At 63.1% G+C, this 21,031-nt stretch carries 23 protein-coding genes; 16 read left to right on the top strand and 7 right to left on the bottom strand.

Going from position 1 to position 21,031, the window contains the following annotated elements:
* The first annotated feature begins 6 nt into the window (after window positions 1-6).
* From CK228_RS19100 to CK228_RS19090, 3 genes are read left to right on the top strand one after another with little or no spacing between them, the layout of a single operon-like run.
* On the top strand, window positions 7-462 hold the full coding sequence (locus tag CK228_RS19100; protein WP_095788830.1) for a GNAT family N-acetyltransferase: 456 nt from the start codon (window positions 7-9) through the stop codon (window positions 460-462).
* The gene (locus tag CK228_RS19095) at window positions 462-2,027 is read left to right on the top strand and encodes an amidase family protein (protein WP_095774317.1); all 1,566 of its coding nucleotides are present in this window, start codon (window positions 462-464) and stop codon (window positions 2,025-2,027) included. The genes CK228_RS19100 and CK228_RS19095 overlap by 1 nt, the downstream gene beginning before the upstream one ends.
* A gap of 26 nt (window positions 2,028-2,053) precedes the next feature.
* Window positions 2,054-2,851: a YdcF family protein gene (locus CK228_RS19090; protein ID WP_095788829.1), complete on the top strand. Its 798-nt coding sequence runs from the start codon at window positions 2,054-2,056 to the stop codon at window positions 2,849-2,851.
* Here the strand turns inward: CK228_RS19090 and CK228_RS19085 are convergent.
* Window positions 2,800-3,543, bottom strand: coding sequence for a DUF599 domain-containing protein (locus tag CK228_RS19085; RefSeq protein ID WP_095788860.1), 744 nt, complete (start codon window positions 3,541-3,543; stop codon window positions 2,800-2,802). The two genes, CK228_RS19090 and CK228_RS19085, sit on opposite strands and share 52 nt — an antisense overlap.
* Before the next feature lie 175 nt (window positions 3,544-3,718).
* Here CK228_RS19085 and CK228_RS19080 point away from each other — a divergent pair, with 175 nt between their 5' ends.
* The 3 genes from CK228_RS19080 to CK228_RS19070 all read left to right on the top strand — a co-directional run bounded on the left by CK228_RS19080 (window position 3,719) and on the right by CK228_RS19070 (window position 6,609).
* The gene (locus tag CK228_RS19080; RefSeq protein ID WP_095788828.1) at window positions 3,719-5,122 is read left to right on the top strand and encodes an L-serine ammonia-lyase; all 1,404 of its coding nucleotides are present in this window, start codon (window positions 3,719-3,721) and stop codon (window positions 5,120-5,122) included.
* Window positions 5,123-5,193: 71 nt separating this feature from the next.
* Window positions 5,194-5,631, top strand: a complete 438-nt coding sequence (locus tag CK228_RS19075) for a DUF1489 family protein (RefSeq protein ID WP_095774321.1) — start codon at window positions 5,194-5,196, stop codon at window positions 5,629-5,631.
* A gap of 276 nt (window positions 5,632-5,907) precedes the next feature.
* A complete protein-coding gene (locus CK228_RS19070; RefSeq protein WP_095788827.1) occupies window positions 5,908-6,609 on the top strand; it encodes a DnaJ domain-containing protein in 702 nt (233 codons plus the stop codon).
* Window positions 6,610-6,655: 46 nt separating this feature from the next.
* Here the strand turns inward: CK228_RS19070 and CK228_RS19065 are convergent, their stop codons facing one another.
* Window positions 6,656-8,095, bottom strand: coding sequence for a D-alanyl-D-alanine carboxypeptidase (locus CK228_RS19065; RefSeq protein ID WP_095788826.1), 1,440 nt, complete (start codon window positions 8,093-8,095; stop codon window positions 6,656-6,658).
* A gap of 284 nt (window positions 8,096-8,379) precedes the next feature.
* Here CK228_RS19065 and CK228_RS19060 point away from each other — a divergent pair, with 284 nt between their 5' ends.
* The 4 genes from CK228_RS19060 (at window position 8,380) to CK228_RS19045 (ending at window position 12,476) form a co-directional block, all read left to right on the top strand.
* Complete coding sequence (locus CK228_RS19060) at window positions 8,380-8,709, top strand: phasin family protein (RefSeq protein ID WP_095774324.1); 330 nt, start codon at window positions 8,380-8,382, stop codon at window positions 8,707-8,709.
* A gap of 279 nt (window positions 8,710-8,988) precedes the next feature.
* Window positions 8,989-9,318, top strand: coding sequence for an ATP-dependent Clp protease adapter ClpS (gene clpS, locus CK228_RS19055; protein ID WP_010909565.1), 330 nt, complete (start codon window positions 8,989-8,991; stop codon window positions 9,316-9,318).
* Between the two features lie 6 nt (window positions 9,319-9,324).
* Entirely contained in the window at window positions 9,325-11,793 is a 2,469-nt protein-coding gene (clpA, locus tag CK228_RS19050; RefSeq protein ID WP_095774326.1) for an ATP-dependent Clp protease ATP-binding subunit ClpA, read from the top strand.
* 62 nt (window positions 11,794-11,855) lie between these two features.
* Window positions 11,856-12,476 (top strand): chloramphenicol phosphotransferase, encoded by a 621-nt coding sequence (locus CK228_RS19045; RefSeq protein WP_095788825.1) that lies wholly within the window; start codon window positions 11,856-11,858, stop codon window positions 12,474-12,476.
* Window positions 12,477-12,507: 31 nt separating this feature from the next.
* Here CK228_RS19045 and CK228_RS19040 read toward each other — a convergent pair whose 3' ends face one another.
* The 4 genes from CK228_RS19040 to CK228_RS19025 form a co-directional block, all read right to left on the bottom strand.
* Window positions 12,508-12,939 (bottom strand): HIT family protein, encoded by a 432-nt coding sequence (locus CK228_RS19040; RefSeq protein ID WP_095774469.1) that lies wholly within the window; start codon window positions 12,937-12,939, stop codon window positions 12,508-12,510.
* 107 nt (window positions 12,940-13,046) lie between these two features.
* Complete coding sequence (locus tag CK228_RS19035) at window positions 13,047-14,261, bottom strand: GNAT family N-acetyltransferase (RefSeq protein WP_095788824.1); 1,215 nt, start codon at window positions 14,259-14,261, stop codon at window positions 13,047-13,049.
* Between the two features lie 55 nt (window positions 14,262-14,316).
* A complete protein-coding gene (locus CK228_RS19030) occupies window positions 14,317-15,045 on the bottom strand; it encodes a glycerophosphodiester phosphodiesterase (RefSeq protein ID WP_095788823.1) in 729 nt (242 codons plus the stop codon).
* A gap of 13 nt (window positions 15,046-15,058) precedes the next feature.
* Window positions 15,059-15,523 carry a RidA family protein gene (locus CK228_RS19025; RefSeq protein WP_095788822.1) on the bottom strand — a complete coding sequence of 155 codons (465 nt, stop codon included), beginning with the start codon at window positions 15,521-15,523 and terminating at the stop codon, window positions 15,059-15,061.
* Window positions 15,524-15,661: 138 nt separating this feature from the next.
* Between CK228_RS19025 and CK228_RS19020 the strand changes: the two genes are divergently transcribed.
* The 5 genes from CK228_RS19020 (at window position 15,662) to tsf (ending at window position 19,405) form a co-directional block, all read left to right on the top strand.
* Window positions 15,662-16,492, top strand: coding sequence for a cell envelope integrity EipB family protein (locus tag CK228_RS19020; RefSeq protein WP_095774331.1), 831 nt, complete (start codon window positions 15,662-15,664; stop codon window positions 16,490-16,492).
* A 36-nt stretch (window positions 16,493-16,528) separates the two neighbouring features.
* Window positions 16,529-16,807, top strand: a complete 279-nt coding sequence (locus CK228_RS19015) for a DUF4031 domain-containing protein (protein WP_095774332.1) — start codon at window positions 16,529-16,531, stop codon at window positions 16,805-16,807.
* Entirely contained in the window at window positions 16,804-17,415 is a 612-nt protein-coding gene (locus CK228_RS19010) for a LysE family translocator (RefSeq protein WP_095788821.1), read from the top strand. Before CK228_RS19015 ends, CK228_RS19010 begins: the two co-directional genes overlap by 4 nt.
* A 177-nt stretch (window positions 17,416-17,592) precedes the next feature.
* Complete coding sequence (gene rpsB, locus CK228_RS19005; protein ID WP_019858207.1) at window positions 17,593-18,375, top strand: 30S ribosomal protein S2; 783 nt, start codon at window positions 17,593-17,595, stop codon at window positions 18,373-18,375.
* Between the two features lie 109 nt (window positions 18,376-18,484).
* Window positions 18,485-19,405 (top strand): translation elongation factor Ts, encoded by a 921-nt coding sequence (gene tsf / locus CK228_RS19000; protein ID WP_010909555.1) that lies wholly within the window; start codon window positions 18,485-18,487, stop codon window positions 19,403-19,405.
* 13 nt (window positions 19,406-19,418) lie between these two features.
* Here tsf and CK228_RS18995 read toward each other — a convergent pair whose 3' ends face one another.
* The gene (locus CK228_RS18995; RefSeq protein WP_095788820.1) at window positions 19,419-20,354 is read right to left on the bottom strand and encodes a LysR family transcriptional regulator; all 936 of its coding nucleotides are present in this window, start codon (window positions 20,352-20,354) and stop codon (window positions 19,419-19,421) included.
* A gap of 132 nt (window positions 20,355-20,486) precedes the next feature.
* Here CK228_RS18995 and CK228_RS18990 point away from each other — a divergent pair, with 132 nt between their 5' ends.
* Entirely contained in the window at window positions 20,487-21,014 is a 528-nt protein-coding gene (locus tag CK228_RS18990; protein ID WP_095788819.1) for a nuclear transport factor 2 family protein, read from the top strand.
* The last annotated feature ends 17 nt before the right edge of the window (window positions 21,015-21,031 follow it).

The raw sequence follows: 21,031 nt of genomic DNA, 5'->3' as shown, positions 1-21,031 counted from the left end.
GCGCCGATGGCAATCGAGATCGCCATCGAGACACCGTTGCAGGACGATGTGCGCGGCCTGGTCAAGGAACTCAACGAGACCTTGCTCGAATTGACGCCGCCGGAGCACTGCTATCATCTGACCGTCGAGCAGATGGCCGGCCAGGACACGACCGTATTCATCGCCCGCGACAATGGCATCGCCATCGGTTGTGGCGCGCTGAAGCGCCATGGCGGTGCCATTGGCGAGGTCAAGCGCATGTATACGCGGCCTTCGCATCGCGGCCAGAAAATCGGCGCCAGCATCGTTGAGCGCGTCGAGGCACTGGCGAGGCAGGAAGGGCTGAAGCGGCTGGTGCTCGAGACGGGCGACCGCCACCCCGCCGCCTGGACCGTCTACGAACGTGCCGGGTTTTCGCGCTGCGGCCCGGTGCTGGATTATCCCGATTCCAAGTGGTCGGTGTTTTACGAAAAGAGCCTTTGATGAGCGACCTGACCAGACTGACGATTTCGCAGGCCCGCGCCAAGCTGCGTGGCAAGGAAATCACCGCGACCGAGATCACCGAGGCCTATCTCTCGGCGATCGATCGCGCCAATCCGGCGCTCAATGCCTATGTCGCGGTGACCGGCGACAGGGCGCGCGACATGGCCAAGGCGTCTGACGCCAGGCTGGTCAAGGGCGAGGGCGGTGCGCTGGAAGGCATTCCGCTGGGCATCAAGGATTTGTTCGGCACCGAAGGTGTCCATACCCAGGCCTGCAGCCATGTGCTCGACGGCTTCAAGCCACGTTACGAATCGACCGTCACCGCCAATCTGTGGGCGGATGGCGCGGTCATGCTCGGCAAGCTCAACATGGATGAGTTCGCCATGGGCTCGTCCAACGAGACGTCCTATTATGGCCCGGTCATCAACCCGTGGCGGCGTTCGCGGCTCGACACGGTGGTGATGCCAACGACGCATCAGGGCGATGGCGGCTTCGTGTCGGCCGGCGGTACGAAAACCCAGCGCACCCTGGACAATGCGCAGTTGGTGCCAGGCGGCTCTTCCGGCGGCTCTGCGACCGCCGTCTCGGCGTTCCTGTGCGCCGGCGCGACGGCGACCGATACGGGCGGCTCGATCCGCCAGCCGGCCGCCTTCACCGGCACCGTCGGCATCAAGCCGACCTATGGCCGCTGCTCGCGCTGGGGCATCGTCGCCTTCGCCTCGTCGCTCGACCAGGCCGGCCCGATCGCGCGCGACGTGCGCGACGCCGCGATCCTGCTCAGGTCGATGGCCTCGGTCGATCCGAAGGACACCACTTCCGTCGACCGGCCGGTGCCGGACTACGAGGCTGCGATCGGCAAGCCGATCAAGGGCATGAAGGTCGGCATTCCCAAGGAATACCGCGTCGACGGCATGCCGGAAGAGATCGAGGCGCTGTGGCAGAAGGGCATTGCCTGGCTCAGGGATGCCGGCGCCGAGATCGTCGACATTTCCCTGCCGCATACGAAATACGCGCTGCCGGCCTACTACATCGTGGCGCCCGCCGAGGCTTCGTCCAACCTGGCGCGCTATGACGGCGTCCGCTACGGCCTGCGCGTGCCGGGCAAGGACATTGTCGAGATGTATGAAAAGACCCGCGCCGCCGGTTTCGGCCGCGAGGTCAAGCGCCGCATCATGATCGGCACCTATGTGCTGTCGGCAGGCTATTACGACGCCTACTACCTGCAGGCGCAGAAGGTGCGCAATTTGATCAAGCGCGACTTCGAAAATGTGTTCGCCGCCGGCGTCGATGTCATCCTGACCCCGGCGACGCCGTCCGCCGCCTTCGGCATCGCGGATGAGGACATGGCCGCCGATCCGGTGAAAATGTACCTCAACGACATTTTCACGGTCACCGTGAACATGGCCGGCCTGCCGGGCATCGCCGTGCCTGCCGGCCTCGACCCCAAAGGGCTGCCGCTCGGGCTGCAGCTCATCGGCCGGCCGTTCGAGGAAGAGACGCTGTTCCAGACTGCCGCCGTCATCGAGCAGGCGGCTGGCACATTTCAGCCTGAGAAGTGGTGGTAAGGGTATCGATCATCTGAAGGGGTGCGATGTTCTTTCTTCTTTCCAAGGTCTTCTGGTTCTTCATCCAGCCGCTCAACCTGACGATTTTCCTGCTTCTGGCCGGGTTGATCGCCGGCCTGATCGGCCGGCGGCGGCTGGCCGTCACCGGCAGTGTCCTGGCGTTTCTGATCCTGGCGCTCTCAACCTGGACGTCGCTTGGCGCTATGATGCTCAACCCGCTCGAGGAGCGCTTTGCGCGCCCGCCGCTGCCGCAAAAGGTTGACGGCATCGTCGTGCTCGGCGGCGGCTTCGAGGGCGCCATCAACTTCGCGCGTGGCGGCTATGAACTGAGCAGCAGCGGCGATCGCATGGTCGAGACCGCAATCCTCGCCCGGCGCTTCCCACAGGCCAAGGTGGTTGTATCAGGCGGTCACGGCGCGTTTTTCATCGACGCCGAGGGGGACGCCGACACCGCGTCCCGCCTGCTCGTTCCGCTCGGTGTATCGGCCGATCGTCTTGTCCTGGAGGACAAGTCCCGCAACACCTATGAAAATGCCGTCTTCAGCCGCAAACTTGTCGACCCGAAGCCGGGCGAGACCTGGCTGCTGGTGACCTCCGCCTTCCATATGCCGCGGGCCAAGGCGCTGTTCGACAAGGCTGGCTTTCCAACCATCCCATGGCCGGTCGATTATCACACCTCCGGCAAGGAAGGTGTCGGCTTGTTTCGCGACAATGCGATCGATTCCGTGCAAAACACCACCATAGCGCTCCGCGAATGGATCGGGCTTTTCGCCTATTGGCTTTCCGGCCGTATCGATCGGCCTTTCCCAGGACCGGGCGGCTGACCGATGACGGCGCGCCGCGCCGCCGAGAAGAACTGGCGCCGCACCAGCACGGCCAGCAGCAGAAGCGTCGACAGCACGAACACCACCGGATCGACGAACCAGCCGAGATAGCCGATCGAGAAGAACACGCCGCGCAGGCCCGAGTTGAAATGCTTGCCGGCCAGCATGTTCATCTGCGCCGCGCGCCACACCGCGGTTTCCGTGACCGGATTGCGCGAGGCTTCGCCATGCGGGATCGGCACCGCGCCGATCAGGATCGAGCAATAGTTGAACAGCCGGTAGGCCCAGCCGAATTTGAAGAAGGCGAAGGCGAGGATCAGCACCAGTCCCAGCACCTTGATCTGAAAGGCCGGGCGCGATGGCGCGCCGCCGAGCGGTAGGTTGCTCAGCACTTCCAGCACCCGGTCGGACGCGCCGAGCAAGGCAAAGCAGCCGCCGAGCGCGATCAGCGAACTTGAGGCGAAAAAGGCGGTTCCTTGCTGCAGACCGCTCATGATGGCGGTGTCGACGATGCGGATTTCGCGCTCGGCCATGGTGCGCATCCAGGCCTCGCGCTGTGCATTCATCGCCGTCGTCAGCGACATGCGGCTGACCAGCTTGCCGTCCGAGGCGAGCGTGTGCAGCAGCCACGCGATCAGGAAGAAGGCCAGCGCCCCGAAATCAGCCATCGAAAGATAGAAGGAATCGCCCATGGCTGAATTTATCACATCCAGCGTGGTTGCTTCGATGCCGGCTCCCGCGATCGGCAGCAATGTCGCTGCCGGAGCAAACAAGGTCGGCAGATGCTGCGCCGCGACCGTCAAAAGAGCGGAAACATTCCTTGGAATTCCTATATGTAGGATCCTCGACGCGACTCCAGGAGACAGCGTGTTCCTTTCGGTTTTCGACCTGTTCAAGATCGGCATCGGCCCCTCGAGCTCGCACACGATGGGGCCGATGACGGCCGCGCGGCGGTTTCTCGACGAGGTCGCGGGCGACGACTGGCCGCGTCCCGCCGGCGCCAAGGTCGCCCGCATCTGCGCCAGCCTGCATGGCTCGCTCGCCTATACGGGCATCGGCCATGGCAGCGACCGCGCCGTCATCCTCGGCCTTGCTGGCCAGACCCCGCAGACGGTCGATCCGGACCAGGCCGACGGCATCATCGGCCGCATCACCGCCGACAAGATGATTTCACCGCCAGGTCACCCGTCCTACCATTTCGACCCGGCCACGGATCTGGTGCTCGACCGCAAGACACCGCTTACCGGCCACGCCAACGGCATGGCGTTCCATGCCTATGACGCCGGCGGACGCCTGCTGCTCAAGCGCATCTACTATTCGATCGGCGGCGGCTTCGTGGTGTCGGAAGAAGAGCTGCAGCGCATGAAGGCCAAGGGGTCGGTGACATCGGAAGGCAAGAAAGTGCCTTATCCCTTCAAGAACGCCGTCGAGATGCTGAAGATGGCGGCCAAGAGCGGGCTTTCCATCGCCGAAATGAAGCGCGTCAACGAGGAAACGCAGATGTCGCGCGAGGAGCTCGACGCCGGCCTCGACGCCATCTGGGGGGCGATGAAGAGCTGCATCGACCGTGGCCTGTCGCAGGACGGCATCATGCCGGGCGGGCTGAAGGTGCGGCGCCGGGCCCGGCAGTTGCACGACAAGCTGCAGGAACAGTGGCAGCAGAACCGGCCAAATCCGCTGCTCGCCAATGACTGGCTGTCGATCTACGCCATGGCGGTCAACGAGGAGAATGCCGCCGGCGGCCGCGTCGTCACCGCGCCGACCAACGGGGCGGCCGGCACGCTGCCGGCAGTGCTGCGCTACTGGCTGCATTTCCATCCCGAGGCCGACCAGCCCAGTATTCGCGACTTCCTGCTGACGGCTGCCGCCGTCGGCGGCATCATCAAGACCAATGCGTCGATCTCGGGCGCCGAGGTCGGCTGTCAGGGCGAGGTCGGATCCGCCTCGGCGATGGCCGCGGCCGGCCTGTGCGCCGTCATGGGCGGCACGCCCGAGCAGGTCGAGAATGCCGCCGAAATCGCGCTCGAACACCATCTCGGCATGACTTGCGATCCGGTCGGCGGGCTGGTCCAGGTGCCGTGCATCGAGCGCAATGCGCTCGGCGCGGTCAAGGCGGTGACGGCCGCGTCGCTGGCGATCAAGGGCGACGGCGTCCATTTCGTGCCGCTCGACGCGGCGATCGAGACCATGCGCCAGACCGGGCTCGACATGAACGAGAAGTACAAGGAAACCAGCCTCGGCGGTCTCGCCGTCAATGTCGTGGAGTGCTGAGCAACGCTGGCCACTGTGGAGAAGCCCCTTCATGCCGTTGACGTCCCGGCGCTCCGGACTAACCTTAGCGAATGGCTCTCAATCTCCTAAAACTGTGCGTCGGCTGCGACAGCGTCGAGGATCTCGAGGAATGGATCGAGTTCCGTCTCGACGAACGGCGCCGGGCCGGCGAGCCGGCCGAACACTGGCACACCACCCGCATGGTGCCCACGCGTGGCGCCGAGATCACCGATGGCGGTTCGCTCTACTGGGTGATCAAGGGCAATGTGCAATGCCGGCAGCTGATCACCGAGATCCGGCCGTTCATTGACGACGAGGGCATCGGTCGCTGCCACCTTATGCTTGATCCGCATGTCGTGCGCACCGACTGGCAGCCGCGCCGGGCCTTCCAGGGTTGGCGCTATTTGAAACCGTCGGATGCACCACCTGATCTCGGCAAAGGCAAGGCGGGACTGGTCGAGATGCCGCCGAAACTCAGGCGCGAGCTTGCCGATCTCGGCTTGCTGTAGGCCGTCGCACGCAGGCGCTGCCTGTTTTGGCGCGGGCTTTTCTGGCCCTCCATCTTGCTTCGCACTGGACTTGCAAGCGGCGCGACAACGCCACATCTTGAAATTCATGCGCAATGAAAAGCTGACGAAGCCGACAAGGGCCAATGGGCTGGAGAGCCAGCCCGCGTGGCGGTTCTCGTCCTGTCCAGGTGAAAGCCATCATTCCGGCGCAGAAAAAGTGTTGGATGACATCACGCGGCTGTCCAGGCGGACAGGGCATCTGCGGGGCGGTGGGAAATGTTAGCAGCAATTATCGGTCTGGTCGCATTGCTGCTGGTGCTCCTGGGCATAGCCTCGGCCTTCCTGCGGGCCGATCCGGCCCGGCTGGCAACCGGCATGAGAACACTGGGACCGATCCTGCTGGCGCTGGTAGGCACCGCCGTGCTTCTGGTCGGCCGAAGCGGAATCGGCAGCATCATGCTGTTCGTGGCGATCGGCTGGTATGCCGCCACGCGCACGAACCGGCCTGATGCCAGGCCGGCGCCGGGAAAACGCTCAACGGTGCGGACGGCAGCGCTCGAAATGGAGCTGGATCACGATACCGGCGGCCTCGAAGGGCTGGTTCTGGCCGGCCGCCATGACGGCAAGATGCTTGGCGCTATGGGCCTTGCGGAGTTGCAGCATCTCTACCGCGAACTCTCCGCCGATGCGGAGAGCCGCCAGCTGCTAGAGACGTATCTTGACGGCAGATTTCCCGTCTGGCGCAAAAACACTGAGACGAACGGTGGCGAAGGGCTGGGTGTTGCGCCAGGTCCGGGCGCCATGACTAAGGAGGAGGCCTACAAGGTCCTTGGTCTTGAAGCGGGGGCCGCCGCGGCGGATGTCCGCAAGGCGCACCGCCGCCTGATGCAGCGCCTGCACCCCGATATCGGCGGCACGTCTTTCCTGGCGGCGCGAATCAACGAAGCCAAGGACGTCTTGCTCTCCAATCACAACTAGTCTCCTTCGACGCGAAAAATTTTCCGGGAGATGCTTCCACGCCGCCCTATTGCTGGACGGCGTAGCACTCGATTTTCTTCTTCTTCAAAGCGGTACAGGCCTTCCAGGCGGCGTCTTTCGAGCCAAAGCCGCCGAAACGGGCGCGGTAGTAGGTGACGCCGTCCTTGTCGAACGCGACGGTGAAGCCGGAAGCATCCGCCAGCGCTTTTGGTGCCTGCTTGCTGGTCTTGTCGAGGACGGCCTGGGCTTCCGACTGCTTCGGTGAAGAGGCGACCTGGATGGCCCAGCCCGACGGCACTGAGGCGGTGTTGACCGGATCGACGCTTGACGCCGGCTCGGCAGCCTGCGTCGGCTCGGCATAGGCGGCCACGACCTGCGCCGTGGCGACCTTGGGGGCGGAGACGATGACCGTCTTCACCTTCTTTGCCGGGGCGACCAGCGTGGGCGCTTCGGCCTGGGCATTGCTGTCGGCGGTGTCATCCTCGGCAACCGTTGCGTCGTCGGCGACGGCGTCATCGGCGCTGGCCACAGCGACCGGCTTCTCGTCCGGGGTCGGCGCGTCGTGCTTGGGCAGGAGAACCTTGGCAAGGGCCTTGACCGGGTTGCTGCCGTCGGCCTTGGCGACCAGGTCACCGCCGCCGCGGGTCGAGGCCCTCGGCAGGTAGGTGTTGATCAACGATGCCATCTGGTTGTCGCGGCTGCCGCCCGACGTGCCGCCCATGACAACGGCGACGAGGCGACGGTTGCCGTCGGCCACGGATGAAACGAGGTTGAAGCCGGAGGCGCGGGTGTAGCCGGTCTTGATGCCGTCGACGCCCTTGATGCGTCCGAGCAGACGGTTGTGGCCATTGATGCGCTGGCGGCCATAGAGAAAGGAACGCTGCGAGAAGTAGCCATAATACTGGGGGAAATGCTCCCTGAGCGCGATGCCGAGCGTCGCCATGTCGCGCGCGGTGGTGAACTGGCCAGGGTCGGGCAGGCCGTTGGCGTTGCGGAAGACGGTGCCGTTCATGCCGAGCTGCCGCGCCTTGGCGGTCATCATGCGGGCAAAAGTGGTTTCATCGCCGCCAATCATTTCACCAAGTGCGGTGGCCGAGTCGTTCGCGGACTTGGTGACGATCGACAGGATCGCGGTTTCGACCGAGACCGAACCGCCCGGCTTCACGCCGAGTTTCGTCGGCGCTTCGGCGGAGGCCTTGGCGGAAAACACGACAGGCGTGTTCCGGCTGATCTTGCCCTTCGCCATCGCTTCGAAGGTCAGATAAAGCGTCATCATCTTCGTCAGCGACGCCGGATAGCGCCTGCCGTTGGCATCCGCGGAGTAGAGCACCTTGCCCGTCTTAGCGTCCACGACGATGGCGGCCGGCCGTGCTGCCAGCGAGGAGGTAACGTCGGCGCAAACGAACGTCATCGCCAGGGCGAAGACCATCATCGCTTTGAGGGGGGAGGTGGATTTGGAAACGATGCCCAACAACGCCTTACGCACTGATATTTCCCTTGAATTCTTCGTTGCGTTGGAGGCGGCAAAGGGTCCTGCCTCACTTTCAGCCAAGCTAACGGGGCAGCGTTACCAATCCGTTTATGGTAACCGCCGCGTTCACCATTTTCTTCGGGCTTGAAACGCACTTTATTTGATTTTTAGCCATTGCCTGCGCAGGCGGCGCCGCTCGCCGGCGAAATATTGACTTTTGTGCGGCGCACAATATACTCTAGTGCATTGCACAAGGGCGCCCCGAAGAAGGACGCCTCAACCGTCAAGGGAATCGTGAAATGACCCAGACCTATGAGGACTTCAGCAAATACGGTAAGGAATTCGCCGACACCGGTTTGAAGAGCTTCGCTTCGCTCTCCAAGGGCGCTCAGGCGATCGCCACCGAAGCCGGTGAATACACCAAGAAGAGCTTCGAAGCCGGCAGCGCCGCTTTCGAGAAGCTGTTTTCGGCCAAGTCGCTGGACAAGGCGATCGAGATCCAGTCCGACTACGCCAAGCAGTCCTACGAGGCGTTCGTCGCCGAGGCCACCAAGATCGGCGATCTCTACGCCGAACTCGCCAAGGAAGCCTACAAGCCGTTCGAATCGATCGTTGCCAAGGCGAAGTAATTTCGGCCAATAGTTTTAGATCCGGCCCCCTTTGGGCCCGGGGCAAAACCCGGTCGCGGAAACGCGGCCGGGTTTTTTCGTGCTAATTTCCGGTTTGCGGCGGCGTGGCGCTTCACGATTGCGAAAATCCGCCAAGTTTGGTCACCTAGCCATATTGTCAGCTAACCAGAAGGGCTTAAAATCGTCCATCGAACACCTACATGTTGAACTCGCATGGGGATTCGAAAGAGGCAGGATTACGTGACGATCGGTTTGACTGCCATGAGACAAGTGGCGCGGATGCAAAACGGCGGCGGCGACGGCAATGAGGCCGGCCGCGGGACGGCCGTCATCACGCGCACCAAAACCAAGACCAAGAAGCCCAGCCTTTATCGGGTCCTCATCCTCAACGACGACTACACTCCAATGGAGTTCGTGGTTCACGTGCTGGAGCGTTTTTTCCAGAAGGACCGCGAAGCCGCCACACGCATCATGCTTCATGTTCACAATCATGGAGTGGGCGAGTGCGGGGTCTATACATTCGAGGTGGCCGAGACCAAAGTGTCTCAGGTCATGGATTTCGCCCGACAGAATCAGCATCCGCTGCAATGCGTGATGGAGAAGAAGTGAGGTAACATGCCGGCTTTCTCCCAAGGCCTGGAAAAGGCGCTTCACCAGGCGCTGACGCTCGCCAATGAGCGGCACCATGAATACGCAACCCTTGAACATCTGCTGCTCGCGTTGATCGACGACACCGAGGCGGCCGCCGTCATGCGCGCCTGCAACGTCGATCTCGACGAGCTGAAGCACACTGTTCTGACCTATATCGACACCGAGCTCGACAATCTGGTCACCGGCTACGACGAGGATTCCAAGCCGACCGCCGGCTTCCAGCGCGTCATCCAGCGCGCGGTGATCCATGTGCAGTCGTCCGGCCGCGAGGAAGTGTCGGGCGCCAACGTGCTCGTCGCCATCTTCGCCGAGCGCGAAAGCCACGCCGCCTATTTCCTGCAGGAACAGCAGATGACGCGCTACGACGCTGTCAACTACATCTCGCACGGCATCGCCAAGCGTCCGGGCGCATCGGAGACGCGCTCGCCGCGCGGTGCCGATGACGAGCAGGGCGGCCAGAACGGCGCCGAGCCGCAGGAGGAAGGCGGCAAGAAAAAGCAGCAGCAGGATGCGCTGACCGCTTATTGCGTCAACCTTAACAACAAGGCCAAGGCCGGCAAGATCGATCCGCTGATCGGCCGCGAGTCGGAGATCAACCGCACCATCCAGGTGCTGTGCCGCCGCTCCAAGAACAACCCGCTCTATGTCGGCGACCCGGGGGTCGGCAAGACGGCGATCGCCGAAGGTCTGGCCAAGCGCATCGTCGAGGGCGACGTTCCCGAAGTGCTGCACAACGCCACCATCTTCGCGCTCGACATGGGCACGTTGCTGGCCGGCACGCGCTACCGCGGCGATTTCGAGGAACGGCTGAAGCAGGTCGTCAAGGAGCTCGAGGATTATCCGGGCGCGGTACTGTTCATCGACGAGATCCATACGGTGATCGGAGCAGGGGCCACCTCGGGCGGCGCCATGGACGCGTCGAACCTGTTGAAGCCGGCTCTGTCGTCGGGTGCGATCCGCTGCATCGGCTCGACCACCTACAAGGAGTTCCGCCAGTTCTTCGAGAAGGACCGTGCTCTGGTGCGGCGCTTCCAGAAGATCGACGTCAACGAACCGACCATCGAGGATGCCATCGAGATCATGAAGGGCCTGAAGCCCTATTTCGAGGAGTTCCACAAGGTCCGCTACACGAGCGAAGCGATCAAGGCCTCGGTCGAGTTGTCGGCGCGCTACATCAACGACCGCAAGCTGCCGGACAAGGCGATCGACGTGATCGACGAGACCGGTGCCTCGCAGATGCTGGTGCCGGAAGCCAAGCGCAAGAAGACCATCGGCATCAAGGAGATCGAAGCAACGATCGCCACCATGGCGCGCATCCCGCCGAAGACGGTTTCGGCCGATGACGAGAAGGTGCTGCAGGGCCTCGATATCGAGCTGAAGCGCGTTGTCTATGGTCAGGACACCGCCATCACGGCGCTGACCTCGGCGATCAAGCTGGCCCGTGCCGGCCTGCGCGAACCGGAAAAGCCGATCGGCTCGTATCTGTTCTCGGGTCCGACCGGCGTCGGCAAGACGGAAGTGGCCAAGCAACTCGCTGCCTCGCTCGGCGTCGAGCTGATCCGCTTCGACATGTCGGAATATATGGAACGCCACACCGTTTCGCGGTTGATCGGCGCGCCTCCCGGCTATGTCGGCTTCGACCAGGGCGGCCTGCTCACCGACGGCGTCGACCAGCATCCGCACTGCGTGCTGCTGCTCGACGAGGTCGAGAAGGCGCATCCGGACCTGTTCAACATCCTGTTGCAGGTGATGGACCACGGCAAGCTGACCGACCACAACGGCAAGCAGATCGACTTCCGCAATGTCATCCTGATCATGACCACCAATGCGGGCGCATCCGATGCGCAGCGCGCGGCGATCGGTTTCGGGTCGACCAAGCGCGAAGGCGACGATGTCGAGGCGATCAACCGGCTGTTCACGCCGGAGTTCCGCAACCGTCTTGATGCGATCATCCCGTTCGGTTCGCTGCCGGTGCCGGTCATCCATCAGGTGGTGCAGAAGTTCGTCATGCAGCTCGAGGCGCAGCTCTCCGAGCGTGGCGTCACCTTCGACCTGTCGCCGGATGCGATCGCCTGGCTGGCCGACAAGGGCTATGACGAGCGCATGGGCGCGCGGCCGCTCGGCCGTGTGATCCAGGAGCACATCAAGAAGCCGCTGGCTGACGAGGTGCTGTTCGGCAAGCTCAAGAAGGGCGGCACGGTGCGCGTCACCGTCGAGAAGAAGGAAACCGGCGAGACCGGCCTGAAGCTCGAATCGCTGGCCGACGAGGCGCCTGTCAAGCCGAAGAAGGAAGAGCCGGAAGACGCGCCGAAGCCGCGCAAGGCCGCGGCCAAGAAGCCAGCCGCCAAGAAGGTCGTGGCGCAGAAGCCGGAGCCCAAGGGCAAGGATGGCGGCAAGCGCAGCCTGGTCCCGCAACTGCCCCGCAAGGGCTGATCGGCACGCACCCGAAAAAGCCCCGGCAACGGGGCTTTTTCATTTTGAGCAATGGGGTGGCTATGCCCGGCCAGATCGTCATCCTCAACGGCGCGCCGCGGTCGGGAAAATCGAGCATCGCTCGCGCCATTCAGGAAAGCTTCGATGGCGCATGGATGAATCTGGGCGTCGACAGCTATGCCCAGATCATACCGCCGCGACTTCGCCCGGGAATAGGGCTGCGACCCGGCGGCGAACGCCCCGACCTCGAAGTGTTCGTGCCACGCCTTTATGCCGCCCTTTACGAATCGATCGCGGCGCATAGTCGGCTGGGGCTGAACGTCGTGACGGATGTCGGCCATCACGATGCCTATTCGAGGCCGCTCGATTGCCTGGCCGATTGCGCGCGCCGTCTCGCCGGCCTGCCGGTGCTGTTTGTCGGCGTTCTCTGTCCGATTGAAATCATCATGGAAAGGCGAGCCGCCAGCGAGGCGGGCAGGGGGTATGTCACCGGCTCTTCGGACGATCCCACCCCTTTGCCCGTGCGTCTGTGGCAGGAAGCGGTGCACCGGCCGGGCGTGTATGATCTTGAGGTCGACACCTCGGTCCTCAGCCCTGAACAGTGCGCCCAAGCGATCCGCCGGCGCCTGCGTGATGGCGCCCAGCCGGGCGCGATCGAGCGGTTGGCTCGAGCCGCCAGCTAGACTTTCTCCTGCCCGCGAAACGAGTTGCGGCTCAGCTTCCCAGCGCCGCCCGTATTTTCTCGGCATTCCCGGCAAGCACTTCGGGTTTCTCCATCACGCCGCTATGCGGCTTCAACGGGATGCCGTCGAAACGCGGAATGACATGGACGTGCAGGTGATAGACGGTCTGGCCGGAGGCCGGCTCGTTGAACTGCAGGATGGTAACGCCGTCGGCATTATGCGCCTTCTTGACTGCCCGCGCCACTTTCTGGACGACGTTGAAGAGCGGGCCGAAGGTCGACGGGTTGGCGTCGAGCAGATTGCGCGACGGGGCTTTTGGCACCACCAGCGTATGGCCGGGCCCTTGCGGCATCACATCCATGAAGGCGACGACGGCATCGTCTTCGTAGACGCGGTGCGAGGGAATTTCTCCGCGCAGGATCTTGGCGAAGATGTTGTCGGTCTCATAGGCGGTTTCAGCCATGGCGAACACTCCGGATTGTGCCTCGCGTCCCGTGTAGCGAAGCTGTCCCGGACCGGCAAGACGATGGGACGGGCGATCGGGCGAGATCGGCCATGCCAGAAGGCCTGCTACTCGTCGAGATCCTTGCGAAACGGCGTGTGTTCTTCGAGATAGCCGCTCATCCGCTCCACCTCGCGCCGCTCGCGCTGGAGATAGTCGGCCACCGCATTGCGCAAGCCGGGATGCGAAATGTAGTGGGCCGAATGCATCGTTACCGGCCGGTAGCCGCGCGCCAGCTTGTGCTCCCCCTGGGCGCCCGCCTCGACCACCTTCAGCTTGCGTTCGATGGCGAAGTCGATGGCCTGGTGATAACAGACCTCGAAATGCAGGAAGGGGTGATCCTCGATGCAGCCCCAGTTGCGGCCGTAGAGCGCGTCGGAGCCGATGAAATTGATGGCGCCGGCAATGTAGCGCCCGTTTCGCCTGGCCATCACCAGCAGGATGTCGTCGGCCATGCGTTCGCCGATCAGCGAGAAGAACTGGCGGTTCAGATAGGGGCGGCCCCATTTGCGGCTGCCGGTGTCCATGTAGAAGGCGAAGAAGTTGTCCCACGCCTTTTCCGTCAGGTCCTTGCCGGTCAGCCAGTCGATGGTGATGCCATCGGCGAGCGCCTCGCGCCGTTCCTTCTTCATCGCCTTGCGCTTGCGCGAGGCAAGCGTGGCGAGAAAGTCGTCATAGGTCGAAAAGCCTTCGTTGAAGAAGTGGAATTGCTGGTCTGTGCGGTGCAGGAAACCGGCGGCCTCGAGCGTTGCGACATCGCTCTCCCGCGCGAAGGTGACATGCGCCGAGGACACGCCGAGCTTGTCGGTCACCATTTTGAGGCCAGCGGCAAGCCCGGCCTTCACCGCATCCGGATCCTCGCCCTTGCCGACCAGCAGGCGAGGACCGGTGACCGGCGTGAACGGCACGGCGCATTGCAGTTTTGGATAATAGCGGCCGCCGGCGCGCTCGAAGGCGTCAGACCAGCCGTGGTCGAACACATATTCGCCCTGGCTGTGCGATTTGAGATAGCAGGGGACGGCGCCCAGCAGCCTGCCTTGCGCGGTCTCCAGCCGCAAATGATGCCCCTGCCAGCCGGTGCGTCGCACGGCGCAGCCGGAATCTTCCAGCGCGCTTAAAAAAGCGAATGAAACGAGCGGGTTATAACCATTTTCCGCATCGCCGCGCGTGGTGCCGGCAAAGCCGTTCCACTCATCGCAGGTGAACGCGCCGATGCCTGCGGCGATACGGATCGAATAATCCGCATTTGCAATTTGCCCGTCGCCATCGTCGCCCTGATCCATGAGGCTTATTTAAGCTCCATCCGGGCCGCTACAAGTCACATTTCAGACACCCCGCTCAAGCGACCTTGACCAGCTCGGGTTCGAACCCTTCGAATGTCATCTGATCGGCATATTTGAAGGTCAAGTCGATCGCTGGCTGATCATGCACCGTCCAGGTGATGACAGGCATTTTGAGCTTTTCACGCACGAAGCTGACGAACGGGTTCGGCAGGTCGCCGGCGGCGTAGGAGGTGAAGGATAGCTCATGCGCCAGCATCGAAAAATGCGCCTCGATCAGCTTGAGGTCCTTGCCGTAGGCGGTCAAGCCAGCGGGAATGCCGGCTGCATGTTTCGGGAAATCGCGGATCAGCCAGTGATCGAACGACATGATCGCCGCCTTGCCCTTGTAGCGCTTGAGCATCTTGCCGACGCGCGCCACCAGGCCTTCGTCGCGGCCGGGAACCCCTTTCAGCTCGACGACCATGGGCACGCGGCCGTCGACGAGGTCGAGCGCTTCCTGCAGCGTCGGCACACGGTCGGATGTGCCGCCAACCTTGAGCGCGGTCAGTTCGGCCGCGCTGCGCTGCCAGACGAAACCGTCCTCGCCGGTCAGCCTTTTCAGGTCGCCATCATGGATGATGACGGGAACGCCATCAGACGACAGATGCACGTCGCATTCGATGGCGTAGCCCCGTTCGGCCGCGGCGGTGAAAGCGGACAGCGTGTTTTCCCAGCGCGTCTTGTTCATGTCGTGGAAGCCGCGATGGGCAACGGGCCGGGCAGTCAGCCAGGATAGGTCGGTCATGTCAGGCCTTCGTTCATTCGACTTCGAAGATGGCTTCGATTTCCACTGCGGCATTAAGCGGCAGGGAGGCAGTGCCGACGGCGGAGCGGGCATGCTTGCCGCGCTCGCCAAGGGCGGCGACCAGGAAATCGGAAGCGCCGTTGGCTACCAGATGCTGCTCGACAAAGTCGGGGGCAGAGGCAACGAAGACGGTGATCTTCACCAGCCGGCGGATCTTCTCCAGGTCACCGAGCGCGGCCTTGGCCTGCGCCAGAATGTTGATCGCGCAGTATTTCGCCGCGTCCTTGCCGCTTGCCGTGTCGACGTCGCGGCCGAGCAGGCCGCTCGCCTGCAGCTTGCCGTCCTTGAGCGGCAATTGCCCGGCGGTGAACAGCAGAGTGCCCGACCTGCAATAGGGGACGTAGTTGGCGGCAGGTGCGGCGGCGACAGGAAGCGTCACGCCGAGATCGCTTAGCCGCTTTTCGATTGTTTCACTCATTGCTTTTCCCTATTGCTGGAAGGCGCCGCGCTGGCGGGGCCGAAATTGCTATTTTTGCCTCGCTTCCGCCACGACTTTTTTTAAGCTGGACCATCTTTCCCTGCGGCCTGCCATCAGCCGCGACGATCGGAGTACCCCATGCGCGCAGCGCGCCTTGCATTCCATGCCGTTCTGTTGTCGGCGGTGTTCCCGATAGTTCCCGCCTTCGCCGTACCGGCGCTGCAGGCGCATCGCGCCGTGTATGACCTTACCCTCAAAAAGGCCTCAGACCGCTCCGGCATAACAGGCATATCCGGTCGCATGGTCTACGAATTCAACGGTTCGGCCTGCGAAGGCTATACGGTGAAATTCCGGTTCGTCACCCAGATCGTCACCAACGACAATACGCGATTGACCGACCAGCAGACGACGACTTTCGAGGATGCCGAAGGCAAGACCTTCTCATTTGTGACCAAATCCTTTGTCGACCAGAACCTCGACAAGGAGGTCAAGGGTATCGCCACGAAAGATCAGAAGGGGCTCAAGGTCGATATCGACAAGCCCGAGAAGAGCAGTCTGGAACTCGCCGCGACCCAGTTTCCGACCCAGCATTTGGTCGAACTGATCGGCAAGGCCGAAAAAGGCGAGAATTTCTACCAGACGAACCTGTTCGACGGGTCGGAGGACGCCAACAAGGTAATGGCGACCACCGTCGTCGTCGGCAAGAAGACCGAAGCCGACAAGGCCGATCCGGAGGCTCCGGCGCTGGCCAAGCTCGCCACCGACAAATACTGGCCGGTCGACATCGCCTATTTCGACGACAGCGCCCAGAACGGCGAAGAAGTGCCGGAATACCGGATCAGCTTCAAGCTGCACGACAACGGCATCACCCGCGATCTCACCATGGACTATGGCGACTTCTCGATGACCGGCAAGCTGGTCAACCTGTCGCTGTTCGACCAGACCAAGCCTTGCCCGGTCTCGAAATAGCAGGGTTGCGCAATTGAACTGGCCGCGGCGGGCTTGATGGCGGTCTACGTCGATGCGGCGATCTGGAAATGGGCCGGCCATCGCTGGTGCCACCTGATGGCCGACGACACTGACGAACTGCATCGTTTCGCCGCGGCGCTTGGCGTCAAGCGTTCATCCTACCAGGGGCCGCCCAAGACATCGGCTCCGCATTATGACATAACCGGCTTGGAGCGCGACCGCGCGGTGCGGCTCGGCGCCATCGAATGCAGCCGCGAGGAGATCGTCGCGATCTTCCGGCGGGTGCGGGTGCCCAATGGAAAGGCCAAACGATGACACCAACGGCATTTCTCGCGTATTGCGCCGCCGTCACACTCGCTGCCGCCACGCCTGGGCCTGCTATGTTCACGGTCATCACCAATGGTGTGTCGCGCGGTTTCCTGCGTGCCTTCATGGCCGGCGTCGGGGTCGCCGCCGGCGATGCCGTGCTGGTCACCCTGGCGCTGCTCGGCCTGGTGGCGCTGGCGCAAACCTTCGAATGGATCTTTCTCCTGCTGAAATATGCCGGCGCCGCCTACCTGATCTTTCTCGGCATCAGGATGTGGCGCGCCTCGACCGCGCAATCGAATGGGCCGCGGACGGCCGAGGCGAGATTGTCCCGGTCTTTTTTCCTTGGCGCGTCCATTGCGCTGGGCAACCCCAAGGCGATCCTGTTCCACGCCTCGATCATGCCGCTGATCCTCAACCTCGACACGCTGACATTTGTCGACGGCCTGCTGGTGGTGGCCACCGTCATCAGCGTCAATATCCTGACCATGGGGGTCTATGCGGCGCTTGCCGGCCGGGCGTCTAGCTGGTTCAGGACACCGAAGCGCATGCGGCTGATGAACCGGTTTGCCGGCAGCGCGATGATCGGCACCGGAGCGCTGATTGCCGCACGTTGAGCGGTAAAACGCCGCCCCGCTTGCGTTTGTCGCGCTTCCCCTCTATATGCGCGCTCATTCCACACACGGACTTTGGTGTCTGCCCGGGAGAAATCCGGCTGAAACCCCCGGTGGCGTTAGAGGACATCGTCCAAAAATGCCTGTGTCCGTGGAGGCTAACCGGAAAGGAAAATGAGAATGGCTCTGCCTGATTTCAGCATGCGCCAGCTTTTGGAAGCTGGCATTCACTTCGGCCACCAGACCCACCGCTGGAACCCGAAAATGGCGCCCTACATCTACGGCGCCCGCAACAACATCCACATCATCGACCTCTCGCAGACGGTGCCTTTGCTGCACCAGGCGCTGAAGCAGGTTTCCGACACCGTTGCCAAGGGCGGCCGCGTGCTGTTCGTCGGCACCAAGCGCCAGGCGTCCGACATCGTCGCCGATGCGGCGCAGCGTTCGGCCCAGTACTATGTCAATTCGCGTTGGCTCGGCGGCATGCTGACTAACTGGAAGACAATCTCGAATTCGATCCAGCGCCTGCGCAAGCTCGACGAGATGCTGGCCGGCGAGGCCCAGGGCCTCACCAAGAAGGAGCGCCTGAACCTCGACCGCGAGCGCGAGAAGCTCGACAAGGCTCTGGGCGGCATCAAGGACATGGGCTCGACGCCTGACCTGATGTTCGTGATCGACACCAACAAGGAAGCGATCGCCATCCTAGAGGCCAAGCGTCTCGGCATCCCGGTCGTCGCCATCATCGATTCGAACTGCGATCCGGACAAGATCGACTTCCCGATCCCTGGCAATGACGACGCGGCCCGCGCCATCCAGCTCTATTGCGACCTGATCGCCAAGGCTGCGATCGACGGCATCGCCCGTCAGCAGGGCGCGCTCGGCGTCGATATCGGCGCTTCGGTCGAAGCCCCGGTCGAGCCGGCGCTCGATCCGGCTCCGTCGACCGAGACCCCTCAGGCGTAAAACGGCGAGGCCGGTTCCGGCCTTCATCTTTCTAATATTTTGGCACGCTAAACGGACGCATCATCGAGTAGCGGTGGTGCGTCGGTGCATTTAAAACAAAGAGGCGACAATGAGCATTTCGGCTGCACAGGTCAAAGAACTCCGCGACTTGACCGGCGCGGGCATGATGGACTGCAAGGCGGCGTTGAACGAGACCAACGGCAACATGGAAGAAGCCGTCGACTGGCTGCGCAAGAAGGGCATTTCCAAGGCTGACAAGAAGGCCGGCCGCACCGCGGCCGAGGGTCTGATCGGCGTCGATGCCGGCGTGCGCGAAGCTGCCGTCGTCGAGGTCAATTCCGAGACCGACTTCGTCGCCCGCAACGCCGCGTTCCAGGAGATCGTCGCCAACGTTGCCAAGGTTGCTCTCGCCTACGGCACGACGGAAGCCGTGGCTGCCGCGAAGTATCCGGGTTCGGACAAGTCGGTCACCGACACCATCAAGGATGCGGTCGGCACCATTGGCGAGAATCTGGGCTTCCGCCGCTCGGCCAAGCTGACGGTTCCTCACGGCGCGGTTGCGACCTATGTCCACAACGCGGTCGCCGACGGCCTCGGCAAGCTCGGCGTGCTGGTTGCGATCGAAACCACCGGCAACGAGCATGCCGCCAATGCTTTCGGCCGTCAGGTCGCCATGCATGTCGCCGCCACCAACCCGATGGCGTTGACGGCGGAGCAGATCGATCCGGCAGCGGTCGAGCGTGAGAAGGCGATCTTCTCCGATCAGGCGCGCCAGTCCGGCAAGCCGGAAGCGATCATCGAAAAGATGGTCGAGGGCCGCATGCGCAAGTTCTACGAGGAAGTCGTGCTCCTGAAGCAGGCCTTCGTGCTCAATCCCGACATCACCGTCGAGAAGGCGCTGAAGGATGCCGAGAAGGAAATCGGCGCGCCGGCCAAGATCACGGCCTATTTGCGCTTCGCGCTCGGCGAGGGCATCGAGAAGGAAGAGACCGACTTCGCGGCGGAAGTCGCGGCGGCGGTCAAGAAGTAGACTTCCTACCGCTTTATTCCGAAAGCGTTTTTCGGCCGGATATCCGCAGGGATGTCCGGCCGATTTCTTGTGCGCTGTCGATAAAGGCCCGCAGTTTCGGCGCCATCGCCGCACGGCGCGGGAAATAGAGGAAAAGGCCGGGTTCCTCGATTGCCGATTGCGGCAGGACCTGCACCAGGCGGCCGGCCGCAAGATCGGCGCGCGCCAGCGGTTCGAACATATAGGCAAGGCCCACTCCGGCTAGCGCCAGGTCAATCGCCGCGAGCGAATCCGTGACGACGACCGTACCGCCGGTCTGCATCACGACATCCTTGCCGTCTTCGGTCAAATCCCAGCGATAGAGGGCACCGGAGCGGACAAGCCGGTAGCCGATGCAATTGTGGTTGGCGAGATCGGCGACGCTGCGCGGACGGCCGCGGCGCCCGATATAGGCGGGAGAAGCGACGATGACGGTTTTGAACGGAGGCGTGAGCCGCACGGCCACCATGTCCTGCGCGATCATCTCGCCCAGCCGGATGCCGGCGTCAAAGCCTTCGCCGACGATGTCGACCAGCCCCTGATCGGCGAAAATCTCCACCGTAACGTCCGGATAGCGCTCGGCCATCGCCGCGACGACAGGTGTCACCGCCAATGGAATCGCGATGGTGGAGGCGTTGATCCTGAGCAGGCCGGAGGGCCTGCCCTTGACGCTGCGGATTCGATCGATCCGCTCGCAAATATCCTGAAGGGCAGGAGCCGCGGTCTCCACCAGCGCCTTGCCGGTTTCGGTCAGTGAGACGCTGCGCGTCGTGCGCGCGAACAAGGGCTGGCCGATGCGCTCCTCGACCAGCCGCACCGCATGGCTGACCGCTGACGGGCTCATGCCAAGTTCGGCGGCGGCAAGCGCGAAGCCGCCACGCCGGGCAACGGCCACGATGACTGGCAGATGCGTGAGGAGATCCCGATCCATTCATGCACGATATCGCATGGTGTTTGCAGACAATGCAATCTTATCGATGCCGACGCGGTGATCCACATTGTCGCCAACACGTCGGCGCCCCCACACATCGGCAATCGGCCGATGGCATCAAGGAGAAGAGACATGAATGCATTGAAGCACGTAACGTTCGCGGCAGGCATGGCGCTGGCGCCGATCGATGCCGGCGGGGCCGAACCTTCCGGCTGGCAGGCGCTCGCGGACGAACGCGCGGTCATCCGCATTGCGGACGCCATCGACCGCGCCGTCGACGCGCAGGACTGGAAACTGGCGCGCAGCTACTTCGCGGATCGGGTTATCGCTGATTTCAGCAGCCTGTCCGGGCAGCCTGCGGCCAACATCGCCTCCGACGAGCTGATCGGCACCTGGGCCGGCAATCTCAAGGGCTCGAAGAGGAGCCTGCATTTGCGCACCAATCACCAGGTCGTTCTCAAGGCGGACACGGCGACCGTCTGTTCGAATGGCTATGCCTGGAACCGGATGGAAGGCAATGGCGACCCGCTTTGGGAAGTCTGGGGCACCTATGAGCATCACCTGACGCGCTCCTCCTCCGGCTGGAAAGTCGACGGCTTCACGTTCCGCATGACGCATGAGCGCGGCAATCCTTGGGTCAAGGCGACCCCAGGCCTGTGAGGCCACAGCTTTCACCA

This window comes from Mesorhizobium sp. WSM4312 (assembly GCF_002294875.1).
Taxonomy (GTDB): domain Bacteria; phylum Pseudomonadota; class Alphaproteobacteria; order Rhizobiales; family Rhizobiaceae; genus Mesorhizobium.
Note: the sequence above shows the minus strand (reverse complement) of the source record. Positions and strands in the feature narration are given on the sequence as shown.

Excerpts from the sequence above, each read along its gene's own strand:
- CK228_RS19100 (WP_095788830.1), top strand. The coding sequence starts at position 7 with ATGGCAATCGAGATCGCCATCGAGACACCGTTGCAGGACGATGTGCGC.
- clpS (WP_010909565.1), top strand. The coding sequence starts at position 8,989 with ATGCAAAACGGCGGCGGCGACGGCAATGAGGCCGGCCGCGGGACGGCC.
- CK228_RS18995 (WP_095788820.1), bottom strand. The coding sequence starts at position 20,354 with ATGGATCGGGATCTCCTCACGCATCTGCCAGTCATCGTGGCCGTTGCC.
- CK228_RS19085 (WP_095788860.1), bottom strand. The coding sequence starts at position 3,543 with ATGGGCGATTCCTTCTATCTTTCGATGGCTGATTTCGGGGCGCTGGCC.
- CK228_RS19015 (WP_095774332.1), top strand. The coding sequence starts at position 16,529 with ATGGCGGTCTACGTCGATGCGGCGATCTGGAAATGGGCCGGCCATCGC.
- CK228_RS19010 (WP_095788821.1), top strand. The coding sequence starts at position 16,804 with ATGACACCAACGGCATTTCTCGCGTATTGCGCCGCCGTCACACTCGCT.
- CK228_RS19025 (WP_095788822.1), bottom strand. The coding sequence starts at position 15,523 with ATGAGTGAAACAATCGAAAAGCGGCTAAGCGATCTCGGCGTGACGCTT.
- CK228_RS19035 (WP_095788824.1), bottom strand. The coding sequence starts at position 14,261 with ATGGATCAGGGCGACGATGGCGACGGGCAAATTGCAAATGCGGATTAT.
- CK228_RS19020 (WP_095774331.1), top strand. The coding sequence starts at position 15,662 with ATGCGCGCAGCGCGCCTTGCATTCCATGCCGTTCTGTTGTCGGCGGTG.
- CK228_RS19060 (WP_095774324.1), top strand. The coding sequence starts at position 8,380 with ATGACCCAGACCTATGAGGACTTCAGCAAATACGGTAAGGAATTCGCC.
- CK228_RS19090 (WP_095788829.1), top strand. The coding sequence starts at position 2,054 with ATGTTCTTTCTTCTTTCCAAGGTCTTCTGGTTCTTCATCCAGCCGCTC.
- CK228_RS19095 (WP_095774317.1), top strand. The coding sequence starts at position 462 with ATGAGCGACCTGACCAGACTGACGATTTCGCAGGCCCGCGCCAAGCTG.
- CK228_RS19045 (WP_095788825.1), top strand. The coding sequence starts at position 11,856 with ATGCCCGGCCAGATCGTCATCCTCAACGGCGCGCCGCGGTCGGGAAAA.
- CK228_RS19040 (WP_095774469.1), bottom strand. The coding sequence starts at position 12,939 with ATGGCTGAAACCGCCTATGAGACCGACAACATCTTCGCCAAGATCCTG.
- CK228_RS18990 (WP_095788819.1), top strand. The coding sequence starts at position 20,487 with ATGAATGCATTGAAGCACGTAACGTTCGCGGCAGGCATGGCGCTGGCG.
- CK228_RS19075 (WP_095774321.1), top strand. The coding sequence starts at position 5,194 with ATGGCTCTCAATCTCCTAAAACTGTGCGTCGGCTGCGACAGCGTCGAG.
- tsf (WP_010909555.1), top strand. The coding sequence starts at position 18,485 with ATGAGCATTTCGGCTGCACAGGTCAAAGAACTCCGCGACTTGACCGGC.
- clpA (WP_095774326.1), top strand. The coding sequence starts at position 9,325 with ATGCCGGCTTTCTCCCAAGGCCTGGAAAAGGCGCTTCACCAGGCGCTG.
- rpsB (WP_019858207.1), top strand. The coding sequence starts at position 17,593 with ATGGCTCTGCCTGATTTCAGCATGCGCCAGCTTTTGGAAGCTGGCATT.
- CK228_RS19030 (WP_095788823.1), bottom strand. The coding sequence starts at position 15,045 with ATGACCGACCTATCCTGGCTGACTGCCCGGCCCGTTGCCCATCGCGGC.
- CK228_RS19070 (WP_095788827.1), top strand. The coding sequence starts at position 5,908 with ATGTTAGCAGCAATTATCGGTCTGGTCGCATTGCTGCTGGTGCTCCTG.